21 protein-coding genes are annotated in these 24,555 nt (G+C 72.1%); 10 read left to right on the top strand and 11 right to left on the bottom strand.

Annotated elements, in window-relative coordinates:
* Positions 1-194: 194 nt before the first annotated feature.
* From ACIBK8_RS13760 to ACIBK8_RS13745, 4 genes are all read left to right on the top strand, one after another.
* Positions 195-989: a TraR/DksA family transcriptional regulator gene (locus ACIBK8_RS13760; RefSeq protein ID WP_399041958.1), complete on the top strand. Its 795-nt coding sequence runs from the start codon at positions 195-197 to the stop codon at positions 987-989.
* A gap of 110 nt (positions 990-1,099) precedes the next feature.
* Complete coding sequence (lspA, locus tag ACIBK8_RS13755) at positions 1,100-1,702, top strand: signal peptidase II (protein ID WP_399041957.1); 603 nt, start codon at positions 1,100-1,102, stop codon at positions 1,700-1,702.
* A 79-nt stretch (positions 1,703-1,781) separates the two neighbouring features.
* Positions 1,782-2,723 carry an RluA family pseudouridine synthase gene (locus ACIBK8_RS13750; RefSeq protein WP_393679477.1) on the top strand — a complete coding sequence of 314 codons (942 nt, stop codon included), beginning with the start codon at positions 1,782-1,784 and terminating at the stop codon, positions 2,721-2,723.
* A 115-nt stretch (positions 2,724-2,838) separates the two neighbouring features.
* Entirely contained in the window at positions 2,839-4,434 is a 1,596-nt protein-coding gene (locus ACIBK8_RS13745; RefSeq protein ID WP_393679475.1) for a Na+/H+ antiporter, read from the top strand.
* A gap of 34 nt (positions 4,435-4,468) precedes the next feature.
* On the opposite strand, the gene ACIBK8_RS13740 is transcribed toward ACIBK8_RS13745, so the two are convergent.
* A complete protein-coding gene (locus ACIBK8_RS13740; protein WP_393680308.1) occupies positions 4,469-5,566 on the bottom strand; it encodes a mechanosensitive ion channel family protein in 1,098 nt (365 codons plus the stop codon).
* 167 nt (positions 5,567-5,733) lie between these two features.
* On the opposite strand from ACIBK8_RS13740, the gene ACIBK8_RS13735 reads away from it, so the two are divergent.
* Complete coding sequence (locus tag ACIBK8_RS13735; RefSeq protein WP_399042076.1) at positions 5,734-6,339, top strand: dienelactone hydrolase family protein; 606 nt, start codon at positions 5,734-5,736, stop codon at positions 6,337-6,339.
* 82 nt (positions 6,340-6,421) lie between these two features.
* Here the strand turns inward: ACIBK8_RS13735 and ACIBK8_RS13730 are convergent, their stop codons facing one another.
* The 6 genes from ACIBK8_RS13730 to ACIBK8_RS13705 form a co-directional block, all read right to left on the bottom strand.
* The gene (locus ACIBK8_RS13730) at positions 6,422-8,074 is read right to left on the bottom strand and encodes an alkaline phosphatase D family protein (RefSeq protein WP_399041956.1); all 1,653 of its coding nucleotides are present in this window, start codon (positions 8,072-8,074) and stop codon (positions 6,422-6,424) included.
* A gap of 109 nt (positions 8,075-8,183) precedes the next feature.
* Positions 8,184-9,113 (bottom strand): thioredoxin domain-containing protein, encoded by a 930-nt coding sequence (locus ACIBK8_RS13725; RefSeq protein WP_399041955.1) that lies wholly within the window; start codon positions 9,111-9,113, stop codon positions 8,184-8,186.
* A gap of 50 nt (positions 9,114-9,163) precedes the next feature.
* Positions 9,164-9,859 carry a hypothetical protein gene (locus ACIBK8_RS13720; RefSeq protein WP_399041953.1) on the bottom strand — a complete coding sequence of 232 codons (696 nt, stop codon included), beginning with the start codon at positions 9,857-9,859 and terminating at the stop codon, positions 9,164-9,166.
* A 122-nt stretch (positions 9,860-9,981) separates the two neighbouring features.
* A complete protein-coding gene (locus tag ACIBK8_RS13715; protein WP_399041951.1) occupies positions 9,982-10,845 on the bottom strand; it encodes a thioredoxin domain-containing protein in 864 nt (287 codons plus the stop codon).
* A 90-nt stretch (positions 10,846-10,935) separates the two neighbouring features.
* Complete coding sequence (locus ACIBK8_RS13710) at positions 10,936-11,595, bottom strand: hypothetical protein (RefSeq protein WP_399041949.1); 660 nt, start codon at positions 11,593-11,595, stop codon at positions 10,936-10,938.
* A gap of 143 nt (positions 11,596-11,738) precedes the next feature.
* The gene (locus ACIBK8_RS13705; RefSeq protein ID WP_399041948.1) at positions 11,739-13,082 is read right to left on the bottom strand and encodes a DUF2252 domain-containing protein; all 1,344 of its coding nucleotides are present in this window, start codon (positions 13,080-13,082) and stop codon (positions 11,739-11,741) included.
* Positions 13,083-13,386: 304 nt separating this feature from the next.
* Here ACIBK8_RS13705 and dnaE point away from each other — a divergent pair, with 304 nt between their 5' ends.
* Positions 13,387-16,929 (top strand): DNA polymerase III subunit alpha, encoded by a 3,543-nt coding sequence (dnaE, locus tag ACIBK8_RS13700; RefSeq protein ID WP_399041947.1) that lies wholly within the window; start codon positions 13,387-13,389, stop codon positions 16,927-16,929.
* Between the two features lie 69 nt (positions 16,930-16,998).
* Here the strand turns inward: dnaE and ACIBK8_RS13695 are convergent, their stop codons facing one another.
* Positions 16,999-17,172 carry a hypothetical protein gene (locus ACIBK8_RS13695; protein WP_399041946.1) on the bottom strand — a complete coding sequence of 58 codons (174 nt, stop codon included), beginning with the start codon at positions 17,170-17,172 and terminating at the stop codon, positions 16,999-17,001.
* A gap of 274 nt (positions 17,173-17,446) precedes the next feature.
* Between ACIBK8_RS13695 and ACIBK8_RS13690 the strand changes: the two genes are divergently transcribed.
* The 4 genes from ACIBK8_RS13690 to ACIBK8_RS13675 all read left to right on the top strand — a co-directional run bounded on the left by ACIBK8_RS13690 (position 17,447) and on the right by ACIBK8_RS13675 (position 21,479).
* On the top strand, positions 17,447-18,733 hold the full coding sequence (locus ACIBK8_RS13690) for an NYN domain-containing protein (protein ID WP_399041945.1): 1,287 nt from the start codon (positions 17,447-17,449) through the stop codon (positions 18,731-18,733).
* A gap of 83 nt (positions 18,734-18,816) precedes the next feature.
* Positions 18,817-19,827 carry an ABC transporter ATP-binding protein gene (locus ACIBK8_RS13685; protein ID WP_399041944.1) on the top strand — a complete coding sequence of 337 codons (1,011 nt, stop codon included), beginning with the start codon at positions 18,817-18,819 and terminating at the stop codon, positions 19,825-19,827.
* A gap of 75 nt (positions 19,828-19,902) precedes the next feature.
* Complete coding sequence (locus ACIBK8_RS13680; RefSeq protein ID WP_399041943.1) at positions 19,903-20,739, top strand: ABC transporter permease; 837 nt, start codon at positions 19,903-19,905, stop codon at positions 20,737-20,739.
* Between the two features lie 68 nt (positions 20,740-20,807).
* A complete protein-coding gene (locus tag ACIBK8_RS13675; RefSeq protein ID WP_399042075.1) occupies positions 20,808-21,479 on the top strand; it encodes an ABC transporter permease in 672 nt (223 codons plus the stop codon).
* Positions 21,480-21,501: 22 nt separating this feature from the next.
* Here ACIBK8_RS13675 and ybaK read toward each other — a convergent pair whose 3' ends face one another.
* The 3 genes from ybaK to ACIBK8_RS13660 form a co-directional block, all read right to left on the bottom strand.
* Positions 21,502-22,011 (bottom strand): Cys-tRNA(Pro) deacylase, encoded by a 510-nt coding sequence (gene ybaK / locus ACIBK8_RS13670; RefSeq protein WP_393679454.1) that lies wholly within the window; start codon positions 22,009-22,011, stop codon positions 21,502-21,504.
* 56 nt (positions 22,012-22,067) lie between these two features.
* Positions 22,068-22,814: an LON peptidase substrate-binding domain-containing protein gene (locus ACIBK8_RS13665; protein WP_399041942.1), complete on the bottom strand. Its 747-nt coding sequence runs from the start codon at positions 22,812-22,814 to the stop codon at positions 22,068-22,070.
* Between the two features lie 130 nt (positions 22,815-22,944).
* Complete coding sequence (locus ACIBK8_RS13660; RefSeq protein WP_399041941.1) at positions 22,945-24,546, bottom strand: oxidoreductase; 1,602 nt, start codon at positions 24,544-24,546, stop codon at positions 22,945-22,947.
* Between the last annotated feature and the right edge of the window lie 9 nt (positions 24,547-24,555).

The following is a 24,555-nucleotide window of genomic DNA, read 5'->3' as shown; positions in this document are numbered from 1 at the left end:
GCCGCGGGGTGCCCGGAGCGGGGCGGGCCTGCGGAGCGTCCCGGGGCGCGGCGGATTACCGGGGCGGGGGCGGGGCACAACCGGGGGCAGAGCGGGGGTACGGGCGGTGCGTCCCGTTGCCGCGGTCGGTGCGGCGATTTATCGTTCCCGTCACGATTCGCGAACAAGATCACATATGTGAAGGGGTCGCGGCCATGGTGGCGAAGAAGACCGCCGCGAAGAAGAGCACGACGCCTGCCGAAGAGGCCGACGCGACGCGGCCGGCTCCGGAGGGAGCGCACGCCGACGCGCCGGACGCCGGGACGCCGGCCCCGAAGAAGGCCGCGGCGAGGAAGACCCCGGCGAAGAAGACCGCGAAGACCCCGGCCAAGAAGACCCCGGCCAAGAAGACCCCGGCCAAGAAGGCGGCGGCCAAGAAGACCGCGAAGACCCCGGCGAAGAAGACGCCGGCGAAGAAGGCCGTGGCCGGGAAGGCCGCGGTGCCCGCGAAGAAGACGGGAGCCAAGACGGTGGTGGCGAAGAAGACCGCGGCGGCACGGGCGGCACACGGCGAGGAGTCGGCGGTGCCCAAGGCCCGCGCGGCGGCGGCCCCCGACGAGCTGGCCGTACGGCCGGGCGAGGAGCCCTGGACGCCGGACGAGGTCGCCGACGCGCGGGCCGGCCTGATGAGCGAGGCGGAGCGGCTGCGTGCGGAGATCGCCGCGTCCGAGGACGCCATCGCCGGGCTGATGCGCGACTCCGGGGACGGCGCGGGCGACGACGAGGCGGACACCGGCACCAAGAACATCACCCGCGAGCACGAGCTGGCCCTGGCGTCCAACGCCCGCGAGATGCTGCTGCAGACCGAGCGGGCGCTGGTCAGGCTGGACGCGGGCACGTACGGGCTGTGCGAGAACTGCGGCAAACCGATCGGCAAGGCGCGGATGCAGGCGTTCCCGCGCGCGACGCTCTGCGTGGAGTGCAAACAGAAGCAGGAGCGGCGCGGCTGAGGGCAGGTCCTGGCGTCTCCCGGCCCGGTCGTGCCCGTATGCCCGTGCCGTACCCTCGTGCTGTGCCAGGCGTGGCCTGGTCACGGACCGACGGGCTGAGGGACGCACACGTGGCAGAGGCGGGACGCACCAGCGGTACGCCGGACTCCGGTACGGGTTCCGGCGGGGAACCCGTTGCGGGGTCCGACGGCGGACGGCCGGCGGAGCCCGGACAGGGCGCGGGCCGCGGCAAGCGGCGGATCTTCGCGCTGCTTCTCGTCGCTCTCGTCGTGTACCTGCTGGACCTGGGCAGCAAGCTCCTGGTGGTCGCGAAGCTGGAGCACCACGCGCCCGTCGAGGTGATCGGGACGCTGCTGCAGTTCGACGTGATCCGTAACCCCGGCGCGGCGTTCAGCATCGGCGAGGCGCTGACGGTCTTCCTCTCGCTGATCGCCGCCGCGGTGATCGTGGTGATCGCCAGGATCGCCCGCAAGCTCTACAGCCTTCCCTGGGCGATCGCTCTGGGGCTGCTGCTGGGCGGCGCCTTCGGCAATCTGACCGACCGCATCTTCCGGTCGCCCGGTGTCTTCGAGGGCGCGGTGGTCGATTTCATCGCCCCGGCGAACTTCGCGGTGTTCAACCTCGCCGACTCGGCGATCGTCTGCGGTGGCGTCCTGGTCGTGATCCTGTCCTTCCGGGGCCTGGATCCCGACGGCACGCTCCACAAGGACTGACCGCCCGCCCCGGCAGGGGTCACGGGCCGCGGATCCACCGCCGGGCAGGTCACCCCCGCCGGACTGCCATACTCGTGGGGTGAGCACCCTTCCCGAGATCCGCACCCTGCCCGTACCGGACGGCCTGGAGGGCGAGCGCGTCGACGCCGCGCTGGCCCGCATGTTCGGCTTTTCCCGTACGAAGGCCGCCGAGCTGGCGGCGGGCGGCAAGGTCCGGGTCGACGGCGCCGAGGTGATGAAGTCCGAGCGGGTGCACGGCGGTGCCTGGCTGGAGGTCGAGATGCCGCAGGCCGCGGCGCCGGTCGAGATCATCGCCGAGCCGGTCGACGGCATGGAGATCGTGCACGACGACGAGGACATCGTGGTGATCGTCAAGCCCGTCGGCGTCGCCGCGCACCCCAGCCCCGGCTGGAGCGGCACCACCGTCATCGGCGGTCTCGCCGCGGCCGGGTACCGCATCTCCACCTCCGGTGCCGCCGAGCGGCAGGGCATCGTGCACCGTCTCGACGTCGGCACCTCGGGGCTGATGGTCGTCGCCAAGTCCGAGCGCGCCTACACGCTGCTCAAGCAGCAGTTCCGCGAGCGCACGGTCGACAAGCGCTACCACGCGCTGGTCCAGGGCCACCCGGACCCGATGAGCGGCACCATCGACGCCCCCATCGGGCGGCACCCGCAGCACGACTACAAGTGGGCGGTCACCGCCGAGGGCAAGCCGTCGGTCACGCACTACGACCTGATCGAGGCGTACCGCGCGGCCAGCCTGCTCGACATCAAGCTGGAGACCGGCCGCACCCACCAGATCCGGGTGCACATGTCCGCGCACCGCCACCCGTGCGTCGGCGACCTCACATACGGCGCCGACCCGACGCTCGCCAAGCGGCTCGGGCTGACCCGGCAGTGGCTGCACGCCATGCGGCTGGGTTTCGAGCACCCGTCGGACGGCCGCTGGGTCGAGTTCGAGAGCGCCTATCCCGAGGACCTCCAGCGGGCGCTGGACACCGTGCGGGACGAGAGTTCCTGACGCCGTAACAGGGCGGCGTCCGCACATCGGGGCGGACCGGCCGAGTCCGGTTGCTGTGCGGACATGGCAGGCTTGGGGCGGAATGTGATCGAAATCGACCCCGGAGTGTAACCCCGTGGACCAGCTCGCCCTGCTGTTCTTGCTTCTTCTCGGGGCTGTGGTCACGGTCCCTGTCGGTGACCGGCTGGGGCTGCCTTCGCCGGTGCTGATGACTCTGGCCGGCGCCGTGCTCGCGCTGCTGCCGTTCGTCCCGAACGTCGACATTCCGCCGGAGTACATCCTTCCGCTGGTCCTGCCGCCACTGCTCTACGCGGCGGTGCAGCGCACCTCCTGGCGGCAGTTCACCGCGAACATCCGGCCGATCTTCCTGCTCGCCGTCGCGCTGGTCTTCGCGACCACCGCGGCCGTCGCCGCGGTCGCCCAGGCCGTGGTGCCCGGCATGCCGCTCGCCGGGGCCGTGGTGCTCGGCGCGATGGTCGCACCGCCCGACCCGGTCGCGGCGACCGCGGTGGCCGGCAAGCTCGGACTGCCCCGGCGGATGGTCTCCATCCTGGAGGGCGAGGGGCTGTTCAACGACGTCACCGCGATCGTGCTCTACCACGTGGCCCTGGCCGCCGCGGTCAGCGGCACCTTCTCCGCGCCCGCCGCGGTCGGCTCGCTGGTGCTCTCCGCCGTCGTCGCCATAGCGGTCGGTCTGGTACTCGGCTGGGTCGCCAACAAGCTGATGGGGCTGCTCGGCGACCCGACGCTCCAGATCGGCCTGACCCTGCTGGTGCCGTTCATCGCCTACGTCATCGCCGAGGAGTTCCACGGCTCCGGCGTGCTGGCGGTGCTGACCACCGCGCTCTTCCTCGCCGAGTACGCGGTCGACGCCGACGACGTGATGGGCAGACTCGCCGGATACACCTTCTGGGAAGTCGTCGACACCCTCGTCACCGGCGTCGCCTTCGGCCTGATCGGTCTGGAGCTGCACAACATCTTCGGCGCCGCGTCGGGCCGTTGGGGCGAGATGCTCGGCGCCGGAGCGGCCGTCGTCGGCGTGGTCGTCGCGGTACGCCTGCTGTGGCTGCTGCCCGCCGCCTGGCTCGCCAAGCGGATGCACAAGCGGCGTGACTTCGACGAGGACATCCCGATGAGCTGGCGGGAGACGCTCATCATGTGGTGGTCGGGGATGCGCGGGGTGGCGTCCGTCGCGCTGGCGCTGGCCATCCCGTACACGGTGGACGGCGGCGGCGACTTCCCCGCCCGCGAGGAGATCCTGTTCATCGCCTTCGCCGTGGTGCTCACCACCCTGGTCGTGCAGGGCCTGACGCTGCCCTGGCTGGTGCGCAAGCTGCGGGTGCGGGCCGACACGGAGGCCGAGGACGAGCTGGAGCGGGCGCTGGCGCTGCGCGTCATCAAGGCGTGCAAGCACCGGCTGCGGGAGATCCTGGAGGTCGAGGAGCTGCCCGAGGAGATCAACGACCAGCTGGCCCGCCGCGCCTACGACATCGGGGCCAGGATCGCGCCCGACATCGTGGACGACGACCGGCGCGAGCACTTCGAGAAGCGCATCACGCGGATGAAGAAGGTGCAGCGCATCCAGGGCGAGATGCTGTCGGCGGCCCGCCACGAGGTGCTCGCCGCCCGCAGCGAGCCCGGTGTCGACCCGGAGATCGTCGACCGGGTGCTGCGCCAGCTCGACATGCGCAGCCTGCGCGGTACGCCGTAGCGGGACGGCGTGGCCGGGGGAGCGGACCGGCCGCTCAGCGGCCGTCCTTGGACAGCGGCGGGGCGGCCCGCTGCTCGATGAGGGCGGCCGGGGTGTGGCCAGGGGCCGGCGCGGTGCTGATCCGCGGCAGCGCGTAGGGATGGTCGGTGCGCAGCCACTCGATCATCCGCTCGCGGACCTGGCAGCGCACCGTGAAGATGGTGTCCGCGTCCCGGGCGGTGACCAGCGCGCGGACCACCATCGTGGACGGCGTGGTGTCGGTCACCACCAGGCTCCAGGCGCGGCCGTCCCACTCCGGGCACTCCTGGAGGATCTCGTGCAGCCGCTGCCGCATCTTCTCCAGCGGCGCGGAGTGGTCGAGGTGGAAGAAGACCGTGCCGGTCATCTGGGCGCCGCCGCGCGACCAGTTCTCGAAGGGCTTGCCGGTGAAGTACGAGACCGGCATGGTGATCCGCCGCTCGTCCCAGGTCCGCACGGTCAGGAACGTCAGGGTGATCTCCTCGATCGTGCCCCACTCGCCGTCCACCACGACCGTGTCGCCGATCCGCACCATGTCGCCGAAGGCGATCTGCAGCCCGGCGAAGAGGTTGCCGAGGGTGGACTGGGCGGCGACACCGGCGACGATGCCCAGCAGACCCGCCGAGGCCAGCACGGAGGTGCCGACCGTACGCATCGCGGGGAACGTCAGCAGCATCGCCGACGCGGCGACGATGATCACCACCGCGGTCACCACCCGCTGGATCAGCGTGATCTGGGTGCGTACTCGCCGCACCCGCGCCCGGTCGTGCGCGTTCGCCGCGTAGCGCGAGTACGACGCCTCGACGATCGCCGCCGACGCGCGCACCGCGAGCCAGGCGGACGCCGCGATCAGCACCAGGGTCAGCGTCCGGCCGATCCCCACCGTGTGGTCGTCGACGAGACCGAGACCGGTCGCGTCGTACGAACCGCGCAACAGGGCCGCGCACAACAGGAGCCGCAGCGGTATCCGGCAGCGGCGGAGCAGTCCCCACAGCGGGGTCTCCGGGTGGGCGGCGTCGATACGGCGCAGGGCCCGGTCGGCGAGCCAGCCCAGGACGAGCGTGATGACGAGCGAGCCGCCGATGACGGTCAGCGGACGCAGCACGTCCTCCATGGACACGTCGGAATCCTCCTTGACAGTGCGGTTTCCCGGCCGTGCCGGAGCGGTCAGTTCCCTGTGCGGGGGTGCGCGGCGCCCGGCGCGAGGCGCGCGTGGCGGTTCCACCGACGGTAACTGGCAGGATGGGCGCAGAGCGATTCAACAACAAGGGTGTGATCTCAGTGCCGGCCTCCACCGAGCCCGTGACCAGCGGTTCTCCGACGATTGTGCTGTTTCATTCGGTGTGCGGGCTGCGTCCTGCGGTGCACGCGGGCGCCGACCGGCTGCGGGCCGCGGGGCACGAGGTGATCGTGCCCGACCTGTTCGACGGCAGGACCGCCGATTCGGTCGCCGACGGCATCGTGATCAAGGACGAGATCGGCAAGGACGAGCTGCTGCGGCGCGCGGTGACGGCGGCGGCACCGTACTCGGACCGCGGCCTGGTCTACGCCGGTTTCTCCTTCGGCGGCTCGGTGGCCCAGAACCTCGCGCTGGCCGACGAGAAGGCCCGCGGCCTCCTGCTGCTGCACGGCACGTCGGACATCGCGGAGGACACCGATGCCGACGAGCTGCCCGTGCAGCTGCACGTCGCCGACCCGGACCCGTACGAGCCGCACGACTGGCTGACCGCGTGGTACCTCCAGATGCGCCGGGCGGGCGCGGACGTCGAGGTCTTCCGCTACGCGGGCGCCGGCCACCTCTTCACCGACCCCGACCTCCCGGACTACGACGCGGAGGCAGCGGAGAGCGCCTGGAAGGTGGCGCTGGGATTCCTCGCCGGTCTGTAGCGGACTCGGGGCGCTTCTGACGGAAGCGCCCCAGGGCGGCGCGTCTCCCGGTGGTGCCGGGTTCCGCGCCGCCTGCGCCGTCTCAGCGCACCGGCGCCCGGCTCCGCTCCACCCGCTGGGTGCCCGAGCGCGTCAGGTACGAGCGCAGCAGGCGGCTGGTGGCCCGCGGGTCGGTCTTGTCGGACACCGCGAAGTAGTCCATCTGCGTCCGCTCGGCGGTGACGTCCAGGACGCCGTAGCCGTGCGCGTCCATGTCCAGCCACTTCACGTGCCGGTTGGCGGCCCGTATCGCGGCGACCCCGGCCAGCGAGACGGTCTGCGGGGCGACGCGCAGGAGGTCGTCGACGTTGTCCGAGGTGACGGACGTGACCACGAACTCGGTCGCCACCGGAGCGGTCGCCGGGTAGGTCGCCGCCCGCATCGGCACGTCGTTGGCCCAGGACATGTGGATGTCGCCGGTCAGGAAGACGGTGTTGCCGATGGAGCGGTCGCTGAGGTGGCCGAGCAGTTCGCGGCGGTCGTCGGTGTAGCCGTCCCACTGGTCGGTGTTGACGGCGATGCCCTCCTTGGGGAGGCCGAGTACCTCGGCGAGCGGCCCGAGCAGGTGCGCGGGGACGGCGCCGAAGGCCACCTGAGAGACCATCACCGAGGTGCCGACCAGCCGCCAGGCGGTGTCCGAGCGTTCGAGTCCGGCCTTGAGCCAGTCCAGTTGGGCCCGTCCGGTGAGCGTGCGGCCCGGGTCGTCGACCGCGCCGCTGCCCGGCTTCGCCTGCTCGTCGCGGAACGACCGCAGGTCCAGCAGGTGCAGATCGGCGAGGGTGCCGAAGCGCAGCCTGCGGTAGGTGGTTCCGGCGGTGGACGGGCGGACGGGCATCCACTCGAAGTACGCCTGCTTCGCCGCCGCCATCCGGGCGCTCCAGGAACCCTCGGTGTCCGGGGTGTGGTTCACCGCGCCGCCCGACCAGGCGTTGTCGGCGAACTCGTGGTCGTCCCACATCGCGATGACCGGGTGCGCGGCGTGCAGCGCCAGCGCGTCCGGGTCGGTCTTGTGGACGCCGTGCCGGGTGCGGTAGTCGGCGAGCGTGAGGAGTTCGTGGGCGGGCGCGTGCGGGCGTACGACGTGGGCGAAGTCCGGGTACTCGCCGGACTTGTACTCGTAGAGGTAGTCGCCGAGGTGCAGCACCGCGTCCAGGTCGGCGCGGGCCGCGAGGTGGCGGTAGGGCGAGAAGTAGCCGGACTCCCAGTTGGCGCAGGAGACCACGCCGAAGCGGACGTTGCCGGCCGCCGCGTCGTGCGCGGGCGCGGTGCGGGTGCGGCCGACGGGGGAGTGCGTGCCGTGCGCGGTGAAGCGGTAGAAGTAGCGGGTGGCGGGCCGCAGTCCGCGCACGTCGGCCTTGACGGTGTGGTCGGCGCTCGCGGTCGCGGTGGCGTGGCCGCGGGCGACGACCTCGGTGAAGTCCCGGTCGGTGGCCACCTCCCAGCCGACCTCGGTGGCCGGTCCGCGGCCCGACCCCGGCACCGCCGATGGCGCCGGGGTGACGCGGGTCCACAGCAGGATGCCGTCCGGCAGCGGGTCGCCCGATGCGACGCCGTGCCGGAACAACTGCCCAGGGTCCGGCGCCTCGTGGGCGGTCGCGGCGAGGGCTGCGGGGGCGCCGGCGAGCGGCAGCAGGGCGGCGGTGGCGGCTACGGCCGTGACGGCGGTGCGGCGGGAGATCTGGTCGTGATCGGTCACGGCGGATCACCTTACTGGCCGGTACGGGCGACGGGGAGAGCGCTCTCCTGGAATTCATCCACCCGTCGCCCGTACGGCAGTTGCGCCGCGGCGGCGCGGACCGCGGGGCTCAGTGCCCGGCCGTCGGGTCCTTCTCGCCCGCGGCGATGCCCTTTCCGCCGCCGTCCTTGCCGCTGTCCTTCCCGCCGTCCTTGCCGGTGTCCTTCGCCGGGCCGAACTCCTTGTCGATCATCTTCCGGAAGTTGGCGTCGGCGTACTCGTTGTACTCCTCCTGCGTCATCCGCTGCTGCGGCACCTCGGGCAGCACCAGCTTCTTGTCGCCGTGCATGAAGGACGGCGTGGCCTTGATGCCCTTGCGGCCGAACAGCGCCGTCATGTCCATCGCCCAGCGGTCGTAGGTGCCCTTCTTGACCGCCGTCTCGAACGCCTTGTTGTGCCGGAGCGCCGGCACCTCGGCCGCGACCTCGATCAGCCTGGCGTCCTTGGCGTACGCGTCGTCCCGCTCGTCGGGGTGGTTCTTCGCCGAGTACAGCGCGGACTTGTACGCGAGGAAGGCGTCCGGGCTGACATTGAGCGCGGCGCCGAGTGCGCTCAGCGCGTTCTTCGAGCCCTCGCCCTGGGTGCCGTCCAGGAAGGTGTAGAGGGTGAAACGGGCCTTGTAGCGGCCGTCCTTGATGTCTTTGAGCAGGGACTTGCCCGAACTCTGCTCGAAGGACGCGCACATGGGGCAGCGCAGGTCCTCGAAGACCTCCAGGGTCTCCTTGGCGTTCTTGTCGCCTATCAGGATCTCGGTGCCGTTCTTGCCCTGGGTGTGCGCGGGCTTGACCAGCTTCGCCTCCTTGGCGGCTTCCCAGCCGGTGGGCTCGGTCGCCTTGACCACCGCGAAACCGATGGCGCCCGCGACGACCAGGACGCCCACCACGGCGCCCGCCACCGTGAGTTGACGGCGCGCCTTCTCCTTCTTCTTCTGCCTCTCCCGCTCGGCGCGGATCCGCTCGCGGGCCGCCGACTTGCCTGCCTGGCTGTTGCGATTGCTCATGGGGGGTTGTCCGATCCTCGTCGTGACTGATGGGCGCGTGTACGGCGTGCTCAGGGAGCGACGGCGGCCGGCGGGCCGCGGCGCGGCAGACAGCGGACCAGGAAGAGGAGGCCGCACACCCGCGGCCGTGGGTCGGGCGGGCCGGTGCGGTGGCGGGGCGGCGGTGGCGCGACGGCCGGCGCGCGGAGGGCGCGCAGCGGCCGGAACGCCTCGGTGGCGGCGGCCCGCAGCAGCCGGTCGAGCGCGGCGTCGCCGCGGCGCAGCCAGGCGGCGGCGAGCAGCCCGGCCGCCAGATGGCCGGCGAGCAGCAGCCAGGGCACGGCACCGGACGCACCCGGCAGCGGACCGCCGGAGTGGGCGGCCACCCCGGCCAGCGGGGTGCCCCACGCGCCGCCCCGGCACAGCAGATCGACGCCGACGGAGTGCAGCGGACCGGTGACGGGCCCGCCGGCCGGGCCGTAGCAGGCGTACTGGCCCGTGGTGAGGACCGTGTCGGCGGCCAACTCCAGCGGCACCAGCAGCGCGGCGATCGCGGCGTACCCGCGCTCCCTGCCGGTCAGCGCGTACGCCGCGGCGAACACGGCGGTGCACAGGGCCGCGAGGATCGCGTACGGCAGCGGGGCGCGGGAGAGCAGGACGTGGGAGGCGGCGGACAGGGTGACGCACAGCGCGGTGAACACCGCGGCGCGCACCGCTCTCGGCCCGGCCCCCGAACGGGCCCGGTGGTCAACTCCGGTCCCCTGCATGCCGGGAGTCTGCCATGAGCACGGCAGACTCCCGGGTCAAGATTTGGCATCGGCCCGCCGACGGGGGGCGGCGGGCCGCGATGCCCCCGAGAACCGGATCCGGTGGCCGGATCCGGCCGGGATCAGGACTTCTCGGCCTCGTCGACCATGCTGGTGAACTGCTCGGGGGTGGTCGGCGCGACCTTGCTGCCCGTCGAGCCGTCGGCGCCGATGACCTTGCCGTTGACCTTGACCGTCGGGGTGTTCTGGACGTCCTTGTGCGAGTTGAACTCGTCGGACATCTCCAGCGCCCACCGGTCGTAGGTGCCCTTCTCGACCGCCTTCTGGAAGGCCGCGTTGCCCTTCAGCGCGGGGACGGTGTCCGCGACCTTGATCAGGTAGCTGTCGTCGGCGAACTTGTCGGGGCCCATCTCGTCCGGGTGGAACTCCTTCGAGTACAGCGCCTCCTTGTACGAAAGGAAGGCGTCGGGGCTGACGTTCAGCGAGGCGCCCAGCGCGCTGAGGGCGTTCTTGGAGCCGGTGCCCTTGAGGTTGGCGTCCAGGAAGGTGGCGAGGTGGAAGTGCGCCTTGTACTTGCCGGCCTTGATGTCCTTGCGGACCGTCTCGCCCACGTTCTGCTCGAAGTTGGCGCAGCCGGGGCAGCGCGGGTCCTCGAAGAGTTCCAGGGTGTTCTTGGCGTCCGGCTTGCCGACGACGAGGGTGGTGCCCTTGTCGCCCGAGGTGTTGGCCGGCTTGACCAGCTTGGCCTTGGCGGCCTTCGCCCACACCTTGCTGTCGCCCGCAGCGGCGGCGGCGCCCCCGCCGTCATCGCCGCCGGAGTTGGCGACCATGACACCGATGCCGCCGGCCACGGCCAGTACCGCGACGATCGCGCCGCCGACCGTCAGCTGCCTGCGGACCTTGTCCTTCTTCGCCTGCCGCTCGCGCTCGGCGCGCAGCCGCTCACGCGCCGCCTGCTTGTTGGCCTGGTTGTTGCGATTGCTCATGACTGATCCTGCTCCGTGGAAGGGATGTGCGTACTGACGTACCGGCGCGGCGACCTCTGTGGGTGCCGCGCGTGGTGCCGGGCCGTGGCCTCAGGCGGCGAGCACGCAGGGCGGTCCACGGCGTACGACGCAGTGCACGAGCAGCGGGACGGCGCGGGCGGGCGGCCCGTCGGCGGCGCGCGGGGCGGCCGGGCGGTCCGTGGCGGACACCCGGGCGACCATCGCCGCGGCGATCAGCAGCGGCCGGAAGGCGAAGCCGGCGACGGCGCCGAGCAGTTGGGCCAGTGCCGCCTCGCCGCGGCGCAGCCAGGCGGCGGCCAGCAGGCCGATGAGCAGATGCGCGCCGAGCAGCAGCAGCCAGGCCGCGGCGGACGCGTCGCGCGGGCCGTGCTCGGGCAGCTGCGCCAGCGGCGTGCCGACGTCGCCGCCGCCGCACAGCAGGTTCACGCCGAGGGAGCGCAGCGGACCGGTCACCGGGCCGCTGCCGTAACAGGTGTGCTGGCCGATGCTGAAGGACGCGTCGGCGGCCAGTTCCAGGGGCACCAGCAGGGCCGCGATCCGGCCATAGCTCCGCTCCTGTCCTGCCAGCGCGTAGGCGAGCGCGAACACGGCGGCGGACAGCACGGCGACGGTGGTCAGCGGCAGCGGCATCCGGGACAGCAGGACGTGGGACGCCGCGGACAGCGTCACGCACAGCGCCGTGAAGAGCGCCGCGCGCACCGCCCGCAGGTGCGCCGCCGAGATGTCCATGGCAGCGAGTGTGCCATGGGCCGGGGCGGGGGCCACGAAAGGGGTGGTGAGGGAGGGTGCGGCGGATACCGCGCGGGAGGCGGGCGGCCCGTGGAGCCGGCTCTTGCCGCCAGGACCGCCCCGGACGGCCCGGCCGCCGCGGGTCACAGCCCCGGGATCCGGCCGTTGCGGAAGAGGTCCACGAAGATCTGGTGGTCGGCGCGGGCGCGGGCGCCGTAGGTGTGCGCGAAGTCCACCAGCAGCGGACCGAAACCGTCCTCGTCGGCGGCGATGGCCGCGTCGATGGCCCGCTCCGTCGAGAACGGCACCAGCGAGTGGCCGCTCTCGTCGTCCGCCGCCGCGTGCATCGTCGCCGTGGCCCGGCCCAGGTCGGCCACCACCGCGGCGATCTCCTCCGGGTCGTCCAGATCCGACCAGTCCAGGTCCACCGCGTACGGCGAGATCTCGGCGACCAGCTGGCCCGCGCCGTCCAGCTCCGTCCAGCCGAGCCACGGGTCGGCGTGCGCCTGGAGGGCGCGCTGCGAGATGACCGTGCGGTGCCCCTCGTGCAGGAAGTACGCGCGGGCCCCGGCGTCGGTGACGTGCCGGGAGACCGCGGGGGTCTGCGCCTGCTTCAGGTAGATCACCACGTCGTTCTCCAGGGCGTCGCTGTTGCCCTCCAGGAGGATGTTGTACGACGGCAGCCCCGCCGAGCCGATGCCGATGCCGCGCCGGCCCACCACGTCCTTGACGCGGTAGGAGTCGGGCCGGGACAGGCTGGACTCCGGCAGCGTCTCCAGATAGCCGTCGAAGGCCGCCAGGACCTTGTAGCGGGTCGCCGCGTCCAGCTCCACGGACCCGTCGCCCGCGGCGAAGCGCCGCTCGAAGTCGCGGATCTCGGTCATCGAGTCCAGCAGCCCGAACCGGGTCAGCGAGCGCGCGTCGCGCAGGGCGCCCAGCAGCGGGCCCTGGGCGGTGTCCAGGGTGAAGGGCGGCAGCTCCTCGCCGGCGGGGCCCCCGGGCGCGGACGCCAGCGCGTGGATCCGCTCGCGGTAGGCCGCGGCGTAGGTGCGCACCAGCTCCGTGATCTGCCCGTCCGAGAGCGCCTTGGCGTAGCCGATCAGCGCCACGGACGCGGCGAACCGCTTGAGGTCCCAGGTGAACGGGCCGACGTACGCCTCGTCGAAGTCGTTGACGTTGAAGACCAGCCGCCCCGTGGAGTCCATGTACGTGCCGAAGTTCTCGGCGTGCAGATCGCCGTGGATCCACACCCGGCCGGTGCGGTCGTCCAGGTACGGGCCGCCGTCCGGCACCGCCTCCAGGTCCTTGTAGAACAGGCACGCCGCCCCGCGGTAGAAGGCGAACGCCGAGGCGGCCATCTTCCGGAACTTGACGCGGAAGGCCGCGGGATCGGCGGCGAGCAGCTCTCCGAAGGCGGTGCCGAAGACAGCGAGGATCTCCTCGCCGCGCTGCGCGGTGTCCTGCGCCGGGGCGTGCTGGGGCGACATCGCTGGGTGCCTCCTGGCTGTGACGGTCGGGACGGATGGCCGGACGGACGAGCGCACCGGTGGCCGGAGGGACGACCGGTGCGGGCGCTCCGCCGGTGACAACGCGCGAGGACGCCCGCGAGTGCCCGGCGGGGCCGCCGTCCGCCGCCCGGCGCACTGCCGGGCCGGCCGCCTTCGCGGCGGCGATGTCAGTGCCGGGTCGTAGACTTCGAGACCGTCCACCCGTCCGCCGGCACCCCCTCGCCGAGGTCGCCGAGCGCCGCGCCGTCCCCGCCGTCCCCGCCGTCTCCGGAGGTCTCCAGCCGTGTCCAAGCCGCCCTTCACGCACCTGCACGTCCACACCCAGTACTCCCTGCTGGACGGTGCCGCGCGGCTGAGCGACATGTTCAAGGCGTGCAACGAGATGGGCATGACGCACATCGCCATGTCCGACCACGGCAACCTCCACGGCGCCTACGACTTCTTCCACTCCGCCCAGAAGGCCGGGGTGACGCCGATCATCGGCATCGAGGCGTACGTCGCGCCGGAGTCCCGGCGGACCAAACGCAAGATCCAGTGGGGCCAGCCGCACCAGAAGCGGGACGACGTCTCCGGCTCGGGTGGCTACACCCACAAGACGATCTGGGCGGCCAACAAGACCGGCCTGCACAACCTCTTCCGGCTCTCGTCCGACGCGTACGCCGAGGGCTGGCTGCAGAAGTGGCCGCGAATGGACAAGGAGACCATCGCCAAGTGGTCGGACGGGCTGATCGCCTCCACCGGCTGCCCCTCGGGCGAGCTCCAGACCAGGCTGCGCCTGGGCCAGTACGACGAGGCCCGCAGGGCCGCGGGCGAGTACCAGGAGATCTTCGGCAAGGACCGGTACTTCCTGGAGCTGATGGACCACGGCATCGACATCGAGCGCCGGGTGCGCGAGGACCTGCTGAGGATCGGCAAGGAGGTGGGCATCCCGCCGCTGGTCACCAACGACTCGCACTACACCTACGCGCACGAGTCCGTCGCGCACGACGCGCTGCTGTGCATCCAGACCGGCAAGAACCTCTCCGACCCGGACCGCTTCCGCTTCGACGGCACCGGCTACTACCTCAAGTCCACCGACGAGATGTACGCCATCGACTCGTCGGACGCCTGGCAGGAGGGCTGCCGCAACACCCTCCTGGTCGCCGAGCAGATCGAGACCGACGGCATGTTCGAGAAGCGCGACCTGATGCCGAAGTTCGAGATCCCGGACGGCTTCACCGAGGTGACCTGGTTCCAGGAGGAGGTCCGGGTCGGCATGAACCGCCGCTACCCGGGCGGTGTCCCCGAGGACCGCCAGAAGCAGGCCGAGTACGAGATGGACATCATCATCCAGATGGGGTTCCCCGGGTACTTCCTGGTCGTCGCCGACTTCATCATGTGGGCCAAGAACAACGGCATCGCGGTGGGTCCGGGCCGTGGTTCGGCGGCCGGTTCGATCGTCGCGTACGCCATGGGCATCACCGACCTGGACCCGATCACGCACGGCCTGATCTTCGAGCGGTTCCTCAACCCCGAGCGCGTCTCCATGCCCGATGTCGACATCGACTTCGACGAGCGCAGGCGCGTCGAAGTGATCCGGTATGTGACGGAAAAGTACGGCGCCGACAAGGTCGCCATGATCGGCACCTACGGCAAGATCAAGGCCAAGAACGCGATCAAGGACTCCGCGCGCGTCCTGGGCTACCCGTACGCGATGGGCGACCGCCTCACCAAGGCCATGCCCGCCGACGTCCTCGGCAAGGGCATCGACCTCTCCGGCATCACCGACCCCAAGCACCCGCGCTACAGCGAGGCGGGCGAGATCCGGGGGATGTACGAGAACGAGCCGGACGTCAAGAAGGTCATCGACACCGCCAAGGGCGTGGAGGGCCTGGTCCGGCAGATGGGCGTGCACGCGGCCGGCGTGATCATGTCCAGCGAGCCCATCGTCGACCACGCCCCGCTCTGGACGCGGCACACCGACGGCGTCACCATCACGCAGTGGGACTACCCCCAGTGCGAGTCGCTCGGCCTGCTCAAGATGGACTTCCTGGGCCTGCGCAACCTCACCATCATGGACGACGCCGTCAAGATGGTGGAGGCCAACAAGGGCATCGACCTGGAGATGCTCTCGCTCCCGCTCGACGACCCGAAGACCTTCGACCTGCTCTGCCGCGGTGACACGCTCGGCGTCTTCCAGTTCGACGGCGGCCCGATGCGCTCGCTGCTGCGCCAGATGCAGCCCGACAACTTCGAGGACATTTCCGCCGTTTCGGCCCTGTACCGGCCGGGCCCGATGGGCATGAACTCGCACACGAACTACGCCGAGCGCAAGAACGGCCGCCAGGAGATCACCCCGATCCACCCCGAGCTTGAGGAGCCCCTGAAGGAGACCCTCGGCCTCACCTACGGCCTCATCGTGTACCAGGAGCAGGTGCAGAAGGCCGCGCAGATCATCGCCGGCTACTCGCTCGGCGAGGCCGACATCCTGCGCCGCGTGATGGGCAAGAAGAAGCCCGAGGAACTGGCGAAGAACTTCGTCCTCTTCCAGGAGGGCGCGAAGAAGAACGGCTACTCCGACGCGGCGATCCAGGCCCTGTGGGACGTGCTGGTCCCGTTCGCCGGCTACGCGTTCAACAAGGCGCACTCCTCCGCGTACGGCCTGGTCACCTACTGGACCGCGTACCTCAAGGCCAACTACCCGGCCGAGTACATGGCCGCGCTGCTCACCTCGGTCAAGGACGACAAGGACAAGTCGGCCGTCTACCTCAACGAGTGCCGCCGCATGGGCATCAAGGTGCTGCCGCCGAACGTCAACGAGTCCGAGCAGAACTTCGCCGCCCAGGGTGACGACGTGATCCTCTTCGGCCTCTCCGCCGTCCGCAACGTCGGCACCAACGTCGTCGACGCGATCATCCGCTCGCGCAAGGCCAAGGGGAAGTACGCCTCCTTCCCCGACTACCTCGACAAGGTCGAGGCCGCCGCCTGCAACAAGCGCACCACCGAATCGCTGATCAAGGCCGGTGCGTTCGACGAGATGGGGCACACCCGCAAGGGCCTCACCGCGCAGTACGAGCCGATGATCGACAACGTCGTCCAGGTCAAGCGCAAGGAAGCCGAGGGGCAGTTCGACCTCTTCGGCGGCATGGGCGACGCCACGGCGGACGAGGGCCCCGGTTTCGGCCTGGACGTCGAGTTCTCGGACATTGAATGGGACAAGGCGTATCTCCTCGCCCAGGAACGGGAGATGCTGGGCCTGTACGTCTCCGACCACCCGCTGTTCGGACTCGAACACGTACTGTCCGACAAGGCGGACGCCGCCATCGCCCAGCTGACCGGCGGCGATTACTCGGACGGCTCGATCGTCACCATCGGCGGCATCATCTCCGGCCTCCAGCGCAAGATGACCAAGCAGGGCAACGCCTGGGCCATCGCGACCGTCGAGGACCTGGCGGGCTCCATCGACTGCATGTTCTTCCCCGCCACCTACCAGCTCGTGTCGACCCAGCTCGTCGAGGACACCGTGGTGTTCGTCAAGGGCCGCCTCGACAAGCGCGAGGACGTACCGCGGCTGGTCGCCATGGAGATGATGGTCCCCGACCTCTCGGAGGCGGGGGCGAACGCGCCGGTGACGATCACCATCCCGACGGTGAAGGTCACCCCGCCGCTGGTCGAGAAGCTGGGCGAGGTGCTGACCAGCCACCGCGGTGCCACCGAGGTGCGGATCAAGCTCCAGGGCACCCGGAAGACGACGGTGCTGCGCCTCGACCGGCACCGCGTCACGGCCGATCCGGCGCTGTTCGGCGACCTGAAGGTGCTGCTCGGCCCGTCCTGCCTGGCCGGCTGAGCGGCAGGCATACACACGCGAGGGGCGCGCCCGCATCGGGCGCGCCCCTCGACTTCGTTGCGGGATACGTCAGTTGTGGCCGAAGCGCCGCTGGTGCTTGCGGGCCACGTCCGCCGGGCTGCCCTGCGCGGACTGCTGCGGCTGCGAGATGGCTTCGATGGTCGACTTCTGGGCCTGCTCGCGGCCGTGTTCGGCCGGGCCGCCCTTCTGCTGCTTACTTCGGTCCTTCTTGTGCTTGGCCATGATCTGCCTCCTGAGGGGGATCCCGGGATCGGGGCCGCGACCAGAGTTACATGCCGGACACCACCCTGCATTTCGGGCAATTACCATGAGTGAGAAGCGCAAGTGTCCGGCACCACCCGCGGAACCGCCGAATCCGCCACGCCGATGATCCAGGTCGGGCAGATAACCCCCGTACGGTCGGGCAGACTCGAAGGTAAACCCGAAGGAAACTCGCGCCGCCAGGCCCGAGTCGGGGGGCGACCGGACTTCAGCACCTCAGGGAAGAGGGTGGAACATGGATCGCTGCGTCGTCCTGGTGGACGCCGGATACTTGCTCGGCGCCGCCGCGAGCCTGCTGGCAGGAGAGCCCGCCCGGTCCCGGATCACCGTCGACCACGCCGCCCTCATCCAGGGCCTGCGTCAACGTGCCGAAGCCGACACCGAACAGCCGCTGCTGCGCATCTACTGGTTCGACGGCGCCCCCGACCGCGTCCCGCAGCCCGAGCACCGCAGGCTGCGCGTGATGCCCCGGGTCACCGTCCGGCTCGGCGCACTGACCCGCAGCGACGGACGCTGGGCACAGAAGGGCGTGGACGCGGCCATGCACGCCGAACTGACCGAACTCGCCCGTAACCGCGCCTGCTCCGACATCGTCCTGGTCACCGGCGACGGCGACCTGCTGCCCGGCCTGATGTCCGCGAAGGAACACGGCGTCGCCGTCCACCTCTGGGCCGTACAGGCCGCCGACGGCGACTACAACCAGTCCGAGGACCTGGTCGCCGAGGCCGACGAACGCCGGGTGCTGGACCGCGCCTGGATCACCCGCGCGGTACGCGCCAAGGAACTCGGCGGCCCCTGCGCCCCGCCGCCGGTGCCCCGCCCGGAGATCGCCGCCATCCTCTCCGCGCCGCTGCCCGAATCCGCCGTCGCGGCAGCCGCGGCAGCGGCCTCCGCCTCCGGGCCCGACACCGCCGAAGGCGGCCACGAACGGAACGGCAACGGCAACGGCAGCGCCAGGCCCGCGGCCGAACGCGACGGGGCGACGGCCGGGAGCGAGAACGGCTCCGGCGGCGCCAAGGTCGTCCCCACCCCCAAGGACCTCGCCGGTCTCGGCCGCGCGCCCGGCGCGTCGCCCGCCGCACCCCAGGTGCCCGCCCCCAGCGCCACCCTGCGCTGGTCGTCGGACAAGGGCTGGGTGGAGCGCGGCGGCCCGGTCGGCGAGCCGTCCGAGACCGCGCTGCTGCCCACCCTCGCCCAGCTGACCAGCGCCGAGCAGCGCTGGGCCGACCGCGAGGAGGACATCACCGCGGTCAGCGGCGACCCCTTCGAGGTCGGCCAGGTCTTCGCCAGGCGCTGGACCGACCGGCTCTCCGGCACCACCCACCTCCAGCTGCTCTCGACGGAATACCCCCGCATCCCGCACCGCATCGACGGTGAACTCCTGCGCTACGCCGCCCGCTTCGGGCTGCTCGCCCACAAGGACGACCAGATCGACGAGCACGACAGGTACGCGATCAGGGCCGGCTTCTGGCGCGAGGTGGACCAGCGCACCGCCGCCGAACACGCACCGGCCGGCGACTGACCCGCCCGCACCCGCAACGCCCCGGCCCGCCACCGCAGCCCCGCGGGCCGGAGGCGGGCCGGGGACGCGTACCCTCATAGCTCGTGAGGACGGGCGCAAAACAGGCGGAGCGCGGCGAGACGGTGTGCGCCGTGCGGGACCTGGTCAAGACGTACCCCGCGATGCGCGGGCGCCGCGGGGCGGCACAGGCGCCGGCCGTACGAGCCAGCGACGGCATCACCCTCGACGTCCACCGCGGCGAGATCTTCGGCCTGCTCGGCCCCAACGGCGCCGGCAAGTCCACCCTGGTACGCCAGCTCACCGGACTGCTGCGGCCCGACTCCGGCAGCGTCCGGATCCTCGGCCACGACGTGGTGCGCCACCCCGAACGCGCCGCCCGGCTGCTCGGCTACCTCGGGCAGGAATCCACCGCCCTGGACGAGATGACCGTCTCCCTGGCCGTGGAGACCACCGGCCGGCTGCGCGGCCTCGACCCGCGCCGGGCACGCGCCGAGCGGGACGCGATCCTCACCGAACTGGAACTCGGCGAGCTGGCGGGCCGCCCCCTGAAGAAACTCTCCGGCGGGCAGCGCAGGCTGGCCTGCTTCGCCACCGTCCTGACCGGCGAGCGGCCCCTGCTGGTCCTGGACGAGCCGACCACCGGCATGGACCCGGTCGCCCGGCGCGCCGTCTGGGCCGCCGTCGACCGCCGCCGGGCCGAGCGCGGCGCGACCGTCCTGCTGGTGACGCACAACGTCCTGGAGGCCGAGAGCGTCCTGGACCGGGTCGCGGTGATCGACAGGGGACAGCTGATCGCCTGTGACACGCCCGGTGGGCTGAAGGAACGGGTGAGCGACGAGGTGCGCCTTGAGCTGGTGTGGCGTGACCGCCCGCCGCTCGGCGTCCCCGAGGTCGCCGCGCTGCGGACGGCGGCCCGCGTGTCGGGGCGCCGCTGGAGCCTGCGGCTGCCCGCCGACGAGGCCCGCGCCGCGGTCGCCGCGGTCACCTCGGGCGCCGCCTTCGCCGCCCTGGACGATTTCACGCTGGCCACCCCGAGCCTGGAGGATGTCTACCTCGCGCTCGGCGGCCGGTCCGATGGACTGGTCAAGGCGTGAGCCGCGGCGTACGCAGGCCCGGCGGCAGCGGGCCGCGGCGCCGTACCGCCGTACCGAGGAAGGCAGGATGAACGCGTGAGTGTGGTGCCCGTGCAGGCGGTGACCGAGGCAGGTGCGGTGCCCCCCGGCGCCGGGGAACGCGCCGGACACGGCCTGGCGGCACCGCTGGCACCGCGCGCCCGGCTGCTGCCCGCGCTCGGCGCCGTCTACCGCGCCCAGCTCTCCCGGGCCCGGGTCGCGCGGATCCCGCTGCTGTTCGTCGCCACCTTCCAGTCCGTCGGGATCATGGTCCTGATGCGCGGCGTGGTCGACAGCCCCGAAGAGGCCCGCGCCGTGGTCTCCGGATCCAGCGTGCTGGTCGTCGCGTTCGTCGCGCTCAACCTCCTGGCCCAGTACTTCGGGCAGCTCAGGGCGGGCGGCGGCCTCGACCACTACGCGACACTGCCGGTGCCGCCGGCCGCCGTGGTGCTCGGCGCGGCCGGCGCGTACGCCTCGTTCACGGTGCCGGGAACGGTGGTGACCGCCCTCATCGGCTGCGGCCTCTTCCAGCTGCCGATGGCCAACCTCTGGGTGCTGGCCGCCGTGCTCCCGCTGGCGGGCGCGGCCCTGTCGGGCCTCGGCGCCTTCCTCGGCCTGCTCGCCCCGCGTCAGGAACTCGCCACCCTCTGCGGCCAGTTGGGCATGTCGGCCGCGCTGCTGCTGGGCGTGCTGCCGGCCGAGCGGATGCCGACGCTGATCGGCTACGCCCGCGATCTGCTGCCGTCCACCTACGGTGTGGAGGCGCTGTCGCGCACCTTCGAGCCCCATCCGGACTGGCTCGCGGTCGGCGCCGACCTGGGCGTCTGCGCCGCCGTCGGACTGCTTTCGCTGGCGCTCGCGACCTGGGCCTTTCGCCGGGCGGCGAGCCGATGACCGGCGCCGCCGGCCCCGACGGCCGTCCTGCTGCCGACACCACCCCGTCCACCTGGCACGATGACGGGGTGACCGCACCGCTGACGCCCGACAACGAACCGTCCGACGAACCGCAGAACCCGGGGGCCGCGCCCGCCACCGGCGCATCGGCCGACCCGTCCGCCCACCCGCCGTCCGCCGCCGACGCACCGCCGTTCGGCCGTGAGCTGCGCGACGCCGCGGTGATCACGCTGGCGGTGGCGGTCAGCGGCGCGCTGCTCGGCGTGCTCTGGGCCTGGCTGGCGCCGCACATCCCGCTGGTCGCCGACACCCGCAACGTCTACCTCAAGAACACCGAGGGCGAGGAGGCGATCGGCGCCGACGGCACCTTCGTGCTGCTCTCCCTCGGCTTCGGCCTGGTCAGCGCCGCCGCGGTCTTCCTCTTCCGCAGGCGCGGCGGCGTCCCGCTGGTGATCGCCCTGGTCGTCGGCGGACTCCTGGGCGCCGTGCTCGGCTGGCAGCTCGGCATGACGCTGGGCCCGACCGACGACGTCGTCGCGCACGCCAAGCAGGCAGGTACCGGAGTGACCTTCGACGGGCCGCTCCGCCTCCAGGCCATGGGCGCGCTGCTGGCCTGGCCGATCGCGGCGATGGTGACGCAGCTGGCGCTGACCGGGTTGTTCGGGCCGCGCGACCCGGAGCCCGAGATGTTCGCGGCGCACTGGCCCGACCCGCACGAGCAGCGGTCACCGGACGCCTGAGGCCGTACGGGCAGGCCCCCGCTCAGCCCCGCGCGATCGGCGCGACCAGCGCCCCGGTGAGGGAGACCAGGTCGGCGGGGGCCAGCTCGACCTCCAGGCCGCGGCGGCCGGCCGACACGCAGACCGTCGCCCGGCCCTCGGCCGACGCGTCCACCACCGTCCGCAGCCGCTTGCGCTGCCCCAGTGGCGAGATCCCGCCGCGTACGTATCCCGTGCTGCGCTCGGCGGCTGCCGGGTCGGCCATCGCGGCGCGCTTGCCGCCCACCGCGGACGCCAGCGCCTTGAGGTCGAGGGCACCGGACACCGGCACCACCGCGACCGTCAGGGCGCCGTCCACCTCGGCCAGCAGCGTCTTGAACACCTGCTCGGGCGCCACCCCGAGCGCCTCGGCCGCCTCCTCGCCGTAGGACGGGGCGGCCGGGTCGTGCACGTAGGAGTGGACGGTGAACGGCACACCGGAGGCGGCCAGGGCGACCGTCGCCGGGGTGCCGCCCGCGGCGCCGGGCCGGTCCTTCTTCGACTTCTTGGACAACGTGAGGTGCCTCGCGTCGGTGGGGTGGCAACGTCGGTACGCCCGCCGGGCGTACGTCAGTTGGGGCTGGTCGGCTGCCGGGTCAGGTCCACGGCCGGCAGCGAGGGGAGCTTACCGAGCACCGCCGACTCCTGGCGAAGGACTTTCAGCTCCTCGCCGAGCCGGGCCGCGGTGTCCGGCGCCTCCAGCAGCCGCTGCTTGGCCGGCACGTCCAGGACGGCCGCCGCGGCGACCAGGTACGACAGCACCGACGGATCGGCCGGCAGGTCCTGCCCGCTGGAGAGCGTCCGCTCGTTCGCCCAGGCGAGACGCTTCTGGTAGGTGCGGAAGGCCCGTACGACACCGGCGGCCAGGGTGCCGGCGCCGTCGCCGGGATCCTCGTCCAGCTCTTCCATCTCGGCGGTCAGGTACGGGCCCGACGCGTCCACCGACAGCAGCCGGAAGCGGGTGGTGCCGGTGGCCAGCACCTCGTAGCCGGTGTCCTCGTCCGACGACTTGGCCCGGATCGTCGCCGCGTCCGCGAGGCAGCCCACGGCGTGGAAGGCGGCCATCGGCTCGTCGCCGAAGCCGGCGGCGGGGCCCTGGGCTGCCGGGACCGTCGCGTCGGGCATGCCCTGGGCGGTGGGCGCCACCTCGCGGCCGTCCCTGATCGCGATCACGCCGAAGCGGCGGTCGTCATCGGGGAGCGCGTCGAGGTCGCGCATCATCGCCCGGTACCGCGACTCGAAGACGTTCAGCGGGAGCACGAGTCCCGGGAACAGCACCGAGTTCAGCGGGAAGAGCGGTAGGCGTACGGAGGTCACAGCCGGTAAGCCTAGAGGAGCGCGTACGGCGCCGTGCCCGCCCCCCGGGCGGAGGCCGTGCCTCCGCGTCCGTGCCCGGACGGCGTACACCGGGGCGCGGCGCCCGGGAGCAGCCGCGCCACCGGCCCCGCTACTGCCGCCGCAGCAGCCGTGAGGCGCCCGCGGCGACCGTCGTGGCCAGGATCCAGCCCGTGATGATCATGACGGCGGCCACCCACTGCGCCCCGCCGCCCGGATTCCACGCGGCGCCCTGATTGAGGTCGATCACCGGCAGCAGCAGATCGAGCGCGTACAGGTACGGGTTCCACGGCGGCGCCTCGTCCGCCTTCAGCGCCGGGGGCGGCGAGTGGGCGAAGTACGCCGTGCCGATCGCCCACAGGATCGCCATCCACACCGCGGCCCGGCCAGGGCGGTAGCCGTAGGCCACCGTCCAGTCCTGGAGGAACCCCCACGCCTTGGCGGCCAGCGGCAGCGTCTCCCGGCGCCGCCGCTGCTTGGCCAGCAGCACCTCCCGCGCGTCGGCGTCCTCGCCGCTGATGCGCAGCGCCGTGGCGAGCATCTCGTACGGCTCCGGGGCGTACTCCGGTGTCGCCGCGGCCACCCACTGGATCCGCAGCGCCAGCGGGAAGTGCCCGCGCGGTATCAGCGTCTCGTAGGTGAAACCGGCCATCCACAGCCCGCCGAGCCCCGGCCAGCTCGCCGCCTTGTCGACGAGGTTGACGACCCGGGCGCCGGAGAGGATCACCCGGCCGCGCTGCGGACGCTCCCCGAGGAACCGCAGCTCGGGCGTCTGGATGCGGCGCAGCGACAGCTCCTGGTCGGACTCCATGATGAAGCGCGCGTGCTCCATGTCGACGGCGTCCCCGAACCGCCCGTCGTCGAGACGCATGCCGCCCTCGCACTCGAAGCGCTGCATCCGGGTGCCGCGCGGGGGCGTGTGCGCGAGGCCGTACGGGGGAGTGGCGCTGCTGGAGAAGGGTGAGTTCGCCAGGCCGGCCGCGGTCAGGTGCAGGGTCCGCTCGACGGTCAGCTGCGGGGCGTTCAGCGCCCGGCGGCCGAACGGATTGCTCAGCCGGCTGCCGCGCAGGCTGAGCGACACGCCGACCGTCGCGCCGCGCAGCGACAGCTCGCCGTACGACTCGATCATCTCGGCCTGGAGGTCCTGGGCGACGGCCAGCCCGTCCGCCATGACCGACCTGCCCTGCCGGTCCTTGTGCACCACGATCTGGTTGAGCAGCAGGTCCGTGCCGATGTGCGCGTCCGTCAGCCGGATGCCGGAGTGGACCACGCAGCGCGGCAGATGCAGATCGCCCTCGGTCTGCAGCCGCGCCGCCTCCACCCGGGGTATCGCGCAGTTCACCAGCCGCAGCGTCGTGAACCGGCTTTCCGGCAGCACCACTTCGCCCTCGAAGCGGCAGTCCCGCAGCTCCACGAATGGCTTGATCGCGCCGCCCGCGAGGTCGAGGATGTCGGTGATGTACGCGCCGGTGAGCTTCAGCGCGGGCACCCGGCCCGGCTGCGGCGGCGGCCCGTCAAGCAGCAGCAGCGCCACCACCCGTGCCCGCACCCGGCGGTCAGGACCCCACAGATGCTGCCCGTGCGGATCGTCCCTGGCCGCGTCCCCGATGTGCAGATCGCAGGTGCTGCCGTTGCGAAACGCCTGCCACATGCTCCATTCCGCCGATGTCAGCTGCAGATCGGCCGGCGCGTCGCCGTCCCCGGGCTCGGTCACCGCGTGTTC

It is taken from the genome of Streptomyces sp. NPDC050161 (genome assembly GCF_044460025.1).
Lineage (GTDB): Bacteria > Actinomycetota > Actinomycetes > Streptomycetales > Streptomycetaceae > Streptomyces.
This window is presented reverse-complemented; position numbering and strand designations above follow the sequence as displayed.

What these genes read in the sequence shown, in the direction of transcription:
- ACIBK8_RS13705 (WP_399041948.1), bottom strand. Translation starts at nt 13,082, where the DNA reads ATGTCGCCCCAGCACGCCCCGGCGCAGGACACCGCGCAGCGCGGCGAG.
- ACIBK8_RS13695 (WP_399041946.1), bottom strand. Translation starts at nt 17,172, where the DNA reads ATGGCCAAGCACAAGAAGGACCGAAGTAAGCAGCAGAAGGGCGGCCCG.
- ACIBK8_RS13720 (WP_399041953.1), bottom strand. Translation starts at nt 9,859, where the DNA reads ATGCAGGGGACCGGAGTTGACCACCGGGCCCGTTCGGGGGCCGGGCCG.
- ACIBK8_RS13710 (WP_399041949.1), bottom strand. Translation starts at nt 11,595, where the DNA reads ATGGACATCTCGGCGGCGCACCTGCGGGCGGTGCGCGCGGCGCTCTTC.
- ACIBK8_RS13725 (WP_399041955.1), bottom strand. Translation starts at nt 9,113, where the DNA reads ATGAGCAATCGCAACAGCCAGGCAGGCAAGTCGGCGGCCCGCGAGCGG.
- ACIBK8_RS13690 (WP_399041945.1), top strand. Translation starts at nt 17,447, where the DNA reads ATGGATCGCTGCGTCGTCCTGGTGGACGCCGGATACTTGCTCGGCGCC.
- ACIBK8_RS13740 (WP_393680308.1), bottom strand. Translation starts at nt 5,566, where the DNA reads ATGGAGGACGTGCTGCGTCCGCTGACCGTCATCGGCGGCTCGCTCGTC.
- ACIBK8_RS13760 (WP_399041958.1), top strand. Translation starts at nt 195, where the DNA reads ATGGTGGCGAAGAAGACCGCCGCGAAGAAGAGCACGACGCCTGCCGAA.
- ACIBK8_RS13715 (WP_399041951.1), bottom strand. Translation starts at nt 10,845, where the DNA reads ATGAGCAATCGCAACAACCAGGCCAACAAGCAGGCGGCGCGTGAGCGG.